At 74.1% G+C, this 8,231-nt stretch carries 9 protein-coding genes; 6 read left to right on the top strand and 3 right to left on the bottom strand.

The annotated features are described in order from the left end of the window. Positions 1 to 25: 25 nt before the first annotated feature. Together L7D48_RS06530 and L7D48_RS06535 are read left to right on the top strand one after the other, a co-directional pair. On the top strand, positions 26 to 442 hold the full coding sequence (locus tag L7D48_RS06530; protein ID WP_308312229.1) for a hypothetical protein: 417 nt from the start codon (positions 26 to 28) through the stop codon (positions 440 to 442). 64 nt (positions 443 to 506) lie between these two features. Beyond that, positions 507 to 1,226, top strand: a complete 720-nt coding sequence (locus tag L7D48_RS06535; protein ID WP_237877931.1) for a helix-turn-helix domain-containing protein — start codon at positions 507 to 509, stop codon at positions 1,224 to 1,226. Here L7D48_RS06535 and L7D48_RS06540 read toward each other — a convergent pair. Continuing rightward, positions 1,181 to 1,633, bottom strand: coding sequence for a VOC family protein (locus L7D48_RS06540; RefSeq protein ID WP_237877932.1), 453 nt, complete (start codon positions 1,631 to 1,633; stop codon positions 1,181 to 1,183). The two genes, L7D48_RS06535 and L7D48_RS06540, sit on opposite strands and share 46 nt — an antisense overlap. A 134-nt stretch (positions 1,634 to 1,767) precedes the next feature. On the opposite strand from L7D48_RS06540, the gene L7D48_RS06545 reads away from it, so the two are divergent. Continuing rightward, a complete protein-coding gene (locus L7D48_RS06545) occupies positions 1,768 to 2,220 on the top strand; it encodes a GNAT family N-acetyltransferase (protein WP_237877933.1) in 453 nt (150 codons plus the stop codon). A gap of 124 nt (positions 2,221 to 2,344) precedes the next feature. Here L7D48_RS06545 and L7D48_RS06550 read toward each other — a convergent pair whose 3' ends face one another. Further along, a complete protein-coding gene (locus L7D48_RS06550; protein WP_237877934.1) occupies positions 2,345 to 3,355 on the bottom strand; it encodes a restriction endonuclease in 1,011 nt (336 codons plus the stop codon). Between the two features lie 201 nt (positions 3,356 to 3,556). On the opposite strand from L7D48_RS06550, the gene L7D48_RS06555 reads away from it, so the two are divergent. After that, positions 3,557 to 4,987 (top strand): serine hydrolase, encoded by a 1,431-nt coding sequence (locus L7D48_RS06555; protein ID WP_237877935.1) that lies wholly within the window; start codon positions 3,557 to 3,559, stop codon positions 4,985 to 4,987. Between the two features lie 46 nt (positions 4,988 to 5,033). On the opposite strand, the gene L7D48_RS06560 is transcribed toward L7D48_RS06555, so the two are convergent. After that, entirely contained in the window at positions 5,034 to 5,948 is a 915-nt protein-coding gene (locus L7D48_RS06560) for a GNAT family N-acetyltransferase (RefSeq protein WP_237877937.1), read from the bottom strand. Between the two features lie 550 nt (positions 5,949 to 6,498). Between L7D48_RS06560 and L7D48_RS06565 the strand changes: the two genes are divergently transcribed. Both L7D48_RS06565 and L7D48_RS06570 read left to right on the top strand, forming a co-directional pair. Next, complete coding sequence (locus L7D48_RS06565) at positions 6,499 to 7,938, top strand: globin domain-containing protein (protein ID WP_374491413.1); 1,440 nt, start codon at positions 6,499 to 6,501, stop codon at positions 7,936 to 7,938. A gap of 103 nt (positions 7,939 to 8,041) precedes the next feature. Further along, a partial coding sequence (locus L7D48_RS06570) for a hypothetical protein (protein WP_237877940.1) occupies positions 8,042 to 8,231 on the top strand: 190 nt, incomplete at its 3' end.

Raw genomic sequence — 8,231 nt, forward strand, 5'->3', positions numbered from 1 at the left:
GGTGGGGCCTGCGATGCTGGCCGGCATGACCTCGACCCCGTGGACGCTGCTGGACATCGACCGCGCCCTGCGCGCGAGCTGGTCCGCCGACACCTGCTGTCCGTCCGACGGCACCCGTATCGCATGGAGTCCGGACAACCCGGCCTGGGGGCACTGCGACATCACCTCCCTGGTCGTCAACGATCTGCTGGGCGGCGAACTGGTGCTCGGAGAGGTGTTCCACGCAGTCGAGCGGGAGGGCTACCACTGGTGGAACCGGCTGCCGAACGGGATCGAACTCGACCTGACGCGCGAGCAGTTCGTCAGGGGTGAGACGGTCACCGAGGGGCGGGCGGTGGAGCGGCCCGCCGGGCGGACGCGCCGTCGCTGGGAGGAGTATCTGGTGCTGCGCGGACGTGTCGAGGGGCGTCTCGGCCCGCTGCCGCCGGTGCCGGGTACATGAGGCGCGCCCGTCCGCCGGGCGGCGCACGGGGGACGGACACGGGCACGGGTGGGAGGCCGGCGAGTTGTACGAGGAGCGGGGGTCGCGGCGGGTGGCCGGCGCCGTGGTGTGGCGCCGGGAGGCCCCCGCGCGGCCGCGGCGGGCGCGGGTGCTGCCGGACGGGTGCATGGACCTGATCCGGACGGGCGGCGGGTTGCTGGTGGCCGGGCCGGACACCAGGGCCCAGCTGACCGACGACCTGCCGGGGGCCGGCTATGTGGGGCTGCGTTTCCCGCCCGGCACCGGGCCGCGGGTCCTGGGCGTACCGGCGTACGAGCTGCGTGACGCGCGGGTGCCGCTGGAGGCGCTCTGGCCGGAGCGCGAGGTGCGGGAGCTGGCCGAGCGGATGGCCGAGCGGATGGCGGGTGCCCGGAGCGGGGCCGCGGTGCTGGAGGAGGTGTCGGCGGTTCGGCTGCGGCGGGCACCGGACGATCCGCTGACGGCGGCGGTGGCGGCCGGGCTGCGGGCCGGCGTGAGCGTCGCCGAGGTGGCGCGCGGAGTGGGGCTGAGCGAGCGGCAGCTCCACCGCCGCTCGCTGGCGGCCTTCGGCTACGGGCCCAAGACCCTGGCCCGGGTGCTGCGGTTCCGGCGGGCTCTGCGCCTGGTCCGCGGCGGCGTGCCGCCGGCGTCGGCCGCGGCCGGTGCCGGATACGCGGACCAGGCGCATCTGTCGCGCGAGGTCAGGGCGCTGGCCGGGGTTCAGCTCTCGGTGCTGCTGTCGGAGGGCCGCCCGCCGGAGGGCTGAGAGCCGGGCGCGCCGTCCGGCAGCGGGGCGAAGAGGGAGACCCCGTTGCCGTCGGGGTCGAGGACGATGGCGTACCGCTGCCCCCAGAAGGCGTCCCAGGGCTCCTTGTGGCCGGTGTACCCGGCCCGCGTCAGTTCGGCGTACTGCCGGTCGACGTCGGCCGGATCGTCGCAGGCGAAGGCGAGTTCGACGCGGCCGCCGCCGCTGGGCGGGGTCCAGGAGGGATCGAAGGAGCGGATGGTCTCGACGGTGTCCCAGGCGATGCGCAGGCCGCCGGGCAGCGGGGCCTCCACATGGGGCTGTTCTTCGGCGCCTGCGGGGATGTCGAGTCCGAGGCGGCGGTAGAACGCGAGCGAGGCGGCCATGTCGGAGGTGACCAGGCCGACGAGATCGATACGGGGTGCCATACGGCCATGTTGGGGCGTCGCCGGGCCGGAGGTCTTGAAGGAATCGGACGTGTCCGGCGGACGGCCCGGCGGGCGGCCAGGTGCGGACGGAACCGGGCCGGTGCCGCCGCACGGGGCGGCATAGGGTGCCGGTCATGAGCGACTTCGGTATACGCCCCGCGACGGCGGACGACCTGCGGGCCATCGTGGACATGCTCGCCGACGACCCGCTGGGCGCCCGCCGCGAGTCGCCGGGTGACCTCGCCCCCTACCGCGAGGCGTTCGCGGAGATCGCCTCCGACCCCCACCAGCACCTGGTCGTCGCGGTCCGCGACGGCCGGGTCGTCGGCACGCTCCAGCTCACCGTCATCCCCGGGCTGTCGCGGCGCGGTGCGAGCCGTGCGCTCATCGAGGCCGTGCGCGTCCACTCCGGCGAGCGCGGCGGGGGTCTGGGCACCCGGCTGATCGAGTGGGCGATCGAGGAGGCGCGGCGCCTGGGCTGCGCCCTGGTCCAGCTCACCTCCGACGCCACCCGCGCGGAAGCCCACCGCTTCTACGAGCGGCTGGGTTTCACGGCCTCGCACGTGGGGTTCAAACTGGCGCTCTGAGCCCCCGCCGGCTCCTTCCGCCGCTAAACTGCGCGAGGCCCGAAGCCGCAACTTCCGCTTGCGACTTCGGGCCTCCGCGCGCGGTCGCACCGCACACACCGGTCGTTGCCGGCCGTGCAGGTCGTCAGCGCAGCACCTGGAGCGCCGTCCCCGTGCTCCACGCCTCCAGCAGTGCGCGGTGCACGGCGGTGATGCCGTGGCGGGCCGCGAGGCCGAGTGCGGCGGGGGTGAACGTGGAGGTGGTGACGAACAGGGCCACCTCCGCCTCGTGTTCGAGCTTCGCCATCCCGGCGAACTCCCACATCGCCGCGCTCTCCACGGCCCGGTGCGGTGCGGAGTGCTCGCACCGCACCACCAGCCGCCGCCCGTCGGCGGTGTGCCCGACGAGGTCGGTGACCAGGCCGCTGCCGGAGCCGGTGCTCGTCACGGTGCATCCGTCGCGGCGGCAGAGCCCGGCGACGTGGTCCTCGAACTCGCGCCGGCCCATCGTGTCCATGGCCGTCGCCGCTGCCGTCGCCGCTCCTGTGAGTTCTCGCTCCTGGAGGGTCCGCTTGACGCGTTCGAGGTCCTCGCGGATCGCGGTCAGCTCCCGGCGCTGCTCGCCGGAGGCGTGGATTAGGTGGTTCAGCATCGGGACGATGGTCTGCCCGATGAGCCGGCCCGCGGTCCGGGTGCTGATGCGAGTGATGCGCTCGTCCAGGGCGTCGAGGTCGATGTGGAAAAGGTTTTCCACAGGCCGGGGGCGGGCGTTCCGCTCGGCGTCCAGCAGGTAGGCACGCACCTGACGTGCGACGATGCTGTCGCGCAGCAGCATCGCGACGTTCAGGACGGTGCGCCGGGAGAAGACCGCGACGGAGCGGGTGCGCGGACTGATTCCACTGAGGTCCTTGAAGGACCTCAGTTCCTGGCCCGTCAACAGGCGGTAACCATTGGATTCGAGCTCATCACGGTGGTCCTTCACGAGAGACTTGACGGCTTCAAGGCCCACCTCGAAGTAATCAGCCACCATCCGCGTCGTGACATGCATCCCGTCCGGGAGGACGGTGAGTGCCTTCACCTTGTCCAGCGCGCCCGTGTGTTCGGCCACGCTCTCGCGCAGTGTCCTCGACTCCAGCAGGACTTCCTCGTTCACCATCACTGTTCCCTCCGTCCGGGCGTCACCCCGATGGCGCAGCCCCTCACCGGGAGAACGAGTCGAAACATGTGAAGACACGATCGAATGGCATGAAAGCGTGCGAAGTTCCGCACCGGTTGTCCACACCCCTGCGGCCCGGGGCCGCGGCCGGCGCGGTGGAAAACGCTGGCCCCGGCCGGTGTCGCCGGGGAGAGTGGGCGGATGAGTGATTCCAGTGCGGACATGGACGGAGAACTGCTGCCGGAGACCCGTCGCGCGCTCCTCCACAGGATGGCCGTCGCCCAGGCCGAGGGCCGGGTGCCGTCGGCGATCGGGGCCGTGGTGCGGGACGGGCGGACGGTGTGGACGGGGGTGCGCGGCGGTGCGGTCGGCCCGCCCGGCACGGCGGGGGAGACGGAGGGCGGGCCGACCGCGGACACCCGGTACCGGATCGGCTCGATCACCAAGACGTTCGTCGCCGTGCTGGTGATGCGGCTGTGCGACGAGGGGCTGCTGGACCTGTCCGACCCGCTCGGCGAGCATCTGGAGGTGCCCGCCGGGGCCGGGGAGGAGGTGGCCCGGGCGACGGTCGCCCAGTTGCTGTCCCACTCGGCCGGGCTGGCCGCCGAGCCGCGTGGCCCCTGGTGGGAGCGGACGCCCGGCGAACTGCGCCCCGGGCCGGCCGACCTGTTCGGCGAGCGGCCCGTGCGGCATCCGGCCGGCCGGCGGCACCACTACTCCAACCTCGGCTACGCGCTGCTGGGCTCCCTGGTGGAGCGGCTGCGCGGCGCGCCCTGGTACGAGGTGCTGCGTGAGGAGGTGCTCGGTCCGCTGGGCATGGACCGTACGACGCCGCTGCCGCGGGAGCCGTACGCCCGGGGGTGGGCCGTGCATCCGTGGGCGGACGCGGTGCTGCCCGAGCCGCTCGCGGACACCGGGCTGATGGCGCCGGCCGGGCAGTTGTGGTCCACGGCCGGGGACCTGTGCCGATTCGCGGCGTTCCTGGCGGCGGGCGACGAGAGGGTGCTGGGCGCGGAGAGCCTGGCGCGGATGCGGACACCGGCGGTGGCGCCGGAGGCCGAGTCCTGGGACCAGGCGTACGGGCTGGGGATGCAACTGGTGCGTTCCGGCGGGCGGTTGCTGGCCGGGCACACCGGTTCCATGCCGGGTTTCCTCGCGGCGGTGTGGACCGCTCCCGGGGAGCGGCTGGCGAGTGTGGCGCTGGTCAACGCGACCTCGGGACTGCCGGTGGGCGGTCTGGCGGCCGATCTGCTGGGGATCGTCGCCGAGCGCGAGCCGTCCTTCCCCGAGCCGTGGCGTCCGCGTTCGCAGGCCGGTCCGGATCTGCTGGCGCTGACGGGGCCGTGGTACTGGGGGCCGTCGGCCTTCGCGCTGCGGGTGCGCGAGGGGCGGGCGCTGGAGCTGGTCCCGGTCGGCGGCGCGGGGCGGGCCTCGCGCTTTAGGCCGGAGGCGGACGGCACCTGGACGGGGCTGGACGGCTACTACGCGGGCGAGACGCTGCGGGTGATGCGCGGGGCGGGAGGGGAGGTGACCCATCTGGATCTGGGCACGTTCGTCCTCACCCGGGCTCCCTACGACCCGGAGGCGCCCGTTCCGGGTGGTGTGGATCCGCAGGGGTGGCGCGCGGAGTGAACTCCGCGCCCCGGCCCGGGTGCCCGCCCGGGCCGGGGCCGGGGCGTCAGCCCAGCGCCACCGAGTAGGGGGCGAACCGCAGGCCGGGGTCGCCGGGGACGTCGGGTGCCCCGTGCACCATCACGGTGGTGGTGAAGTCCCCGTCCAGGCCGCCCGAGCGCAGCCAGTCCACCAGCCCCCGGTGGTGGAGGTCGGCGTCGTAGCGGACCGGGCCGCCGGTGCGGGAGGCGAGTTCGGTGATCAGGGCCCGGGCGGTGGTCTCGTCCTCCGCGACGACCGGGCCGATCACGGTGGTGCCCTCGTTCGGCCAGGCGGCCGCGAAGCCGGCGATCCCGCCGGGGCCGGCATGGGAGGCGGCGACGACGAAGTGGTCGGCGAAGGACGGCAGCCGGGCGATCAGATGGGTGCGGTCGGCGCCGAAAGCCCGTGCGTCCAGGGCGAGTACGGCGGGCAGATCGGCGGCGGCGGCGTCGCGTACGGGGACGGGAGGGCCCGGGGAGCGGGCGGGGGCGAGGCGGCCGGTGAGCATGACGGTGGTGCCGACGGTGGTGAAGCCGAGCTCCTCGTAGAGGGGGCGGCCGTTGGAGGTGGCGGTCAGGAACGCGACGGCGTCCCCGGCCTCCTCCAGCGCGTGCCGCATCAGATGGCGGCCCAGGCCCCGGCGGGCGTGGCGCTCGGCGACCAGCACCATGCCGACGCAGGTGTGGGCCCGGGAGTCCGGGGAGCCGGGCCGCGGTCCGTAGGAGGTGAGGACGCAGGCGCCGATCAGGCCGCCGCGAGGGTCGTCCCCGGGGGCGTCGATGCCGTGGCCCTGCCCCGCGGTGAGCAGCAGCCGCCATTTGTGCTTCTCGCGCGTCCAGCCGCGGTCGGCGGCGAGGTCGAGGCAGGCGGGCAGATCGGCGAGGGTGAGGCGGCGGACGGGCGGAAGCGGAGCCGGGGGCCGGATGTGGGCGGACGTCACGGGTGCCCAGCCTGACCGACGGACGGCGGGACGGCCACCGGTTTACGCCTCCCCCGCCGCGTGCCCGCAGCCGTGGGCGCGGCCGCGGGCGCGGGGAACACCCCGGAACTGTCCGGGTACACGCTTTCGCCGCTTTTCCGGGCGCGTCCGGCCGGAATCCGCAAGCCGGTTGGAAAGGGTGCGGGCCGCTCTGGAAAACTGCGCACAGAACACTCTCCGACGCTTTCTGTGACCGTGTCCGGAAAAGTGAAGATAACGTATGGAGAGTGTGCCGGACTCGGGGTGGCGGATCCTGCGGGGAGAAGCCCCCGGCCGCGCCTCCCGTGCCGCGACCGACAGTTGTGGCATGGTGATCGCCGCTGGTGGGCGTGGTGGGGAGGCTTCATCCGGCCGCTCCGCGCAGGGGGTACGCGCCGGGAGCGGGCGCAGCGCAATTCAGCGGGGTGCCGGAGTCCGCGGAATTCGGTGGAAGTCCTGCCGGGGCTTGTGTATCGATCGTGCACCGGTATGGTCGAGACCGCGTATCACCGCTCACGCATATCCGCGGCCGATGAAACGGGGGCTCTGCCCAGGTGGTTTCCGCTCTGTAAGTGACCGGACCGATCGGAAGATGTACGAGGCGAGACAGACCATGGCCACTACGTCGGCGGGCAACGGAACTCCCCAGCGCGCGGCCGGTGGGCCGCCCACCGCCGGCGGCGGAAGTGGTGGAGGCGGCGACCGGGGCTGGTTCGCGCCGAAGCGGGGAGAGGAGCGAACGGCACCACCGTCCCGCCCCGGGCCCGTACCCGCGCCGGGGCCCGCGCCCTCCGCGCCCGGACCGGTCCCGGAGTTCACCGCCAACCCCGGCTACGGGCGCTTCGAACCCTCCCGCGACGCGACGCTGATACGCCGCGTCCTGGAGGAGGTCGAGCCGGTCTCCCAGGCGCTCACCTCGTACTTCTACGCCCTGCTGTTCACCCGGAACCCGGGGGTGCGCACGCTGTTCCCCGCCGCCATGGACGCCCAGCGCGACCGGCTGTTCAAGGCGCTGCTCACCGCCGCCGGACTGATCGACGAGCGCCGCACGCTGGTGGAGTACCTCTCCCATCTCGGCCGCGGCCACCGCAAGTACGGCACCCGACCCGAGCACTACCCCGCCGTCGGCGAGTGCCTGATCGACGCGCTGGCCCGCTACGCCCCGCGCACCTGGGGCGAGGAGGCGGAGGCCGCCTGGGTGCGCGCCTACACGGCCATCTCCCAGATCATGATCGACGCCGCGGCCGAGGACGAGCGCAGGGCGCCGGCGCTGTGGCACGCCGAGGTGGTCTCGCACGAGATGCGCACCTCCGACATCGCCGTCATCACCGTCCGGCCGGACCAGCCCTATCCGTTCCTGGCCGGCCAGTACGCCAGTGTCGAGACGCCCTGGTGGCCGAAGGTGTGGCGGCAGTACTCCCTGGCCTGCGCCCCGCGCTCGGACGGGCTGCTGGTCTTCCACGTCAAGGCGGTGCCCGCGGGCTGGGTCTCGCGCGCGCTCGTCCACCGGGCCCGCCCCGGCGACGTGGTGCGGCTGGGCGGGCCGGCCGGTTCGATGACGGTGGACCACTCCTGCGGCAACGGCCTGCTCTGCCTGGGCGGCAGCACGGGCATCGCGCCCATCAAGGCGCTGGTCGAGGACGTCGCCGGGCACGGCCGCGCCCGCCCGGTGGAGGTGTTCTACGGCGCCCGCAGCGATCTGGACCTGTACGACCTGGACACTCTGCGCGAGATGGAGCGGAGGCTGTCTTGGCTGTCGGTCCGCCCGGTGGTCGAGGGGCCGTCGGGCGGGATCACCGGCCGGCTTCCGGACGCGGTACGGCAGGGCGGGCCGTGGCACGCCTTCGACGGCTATCTGTCCGGCCCGCCGGGGATGATCCGCAGCGGGCTGGAAGCGCTGGTGGGGGTGGGGATCCCCTCCGACCGGATACGGCACGACTCCCTCGGCGGACTGGTCGCACAGCGGAGTTGAGCCCTGCGGGGCCGGTGCCCGCGGGGCCCGCGGCCTCCTGCGGGCCGGGGAGCGGCGGGCGGACGAAGCGGACGCGACAGCGAGACAGAACGGAAACCACCACGTGAACCACGACGTGGACGCGACGGAAGCGGTCGACGCCACCATGACGCTCAGGACGGTGCACCCGGTCCACACGGCGCCCGTGCCGGACCACCGTGCCGGCCCGGCACGCCCGGCATGGGCGGTGGACGAGCCGGAGGGCACGGCGCCGGCCGGGCGGCACCGGCAGGCGGCAGGCTTCGCCCCCTCCC

The sequence above is a fragment of the Streptomyces sp. ICN903 genome, assembly GCF_022015835.1.
Lineage (GTDB): Bacteria > Actinomycetota > Actinomycetes > Streptomycetales > Streptomycetaceae > Streptomyces > Streptomyces fenghuangensis.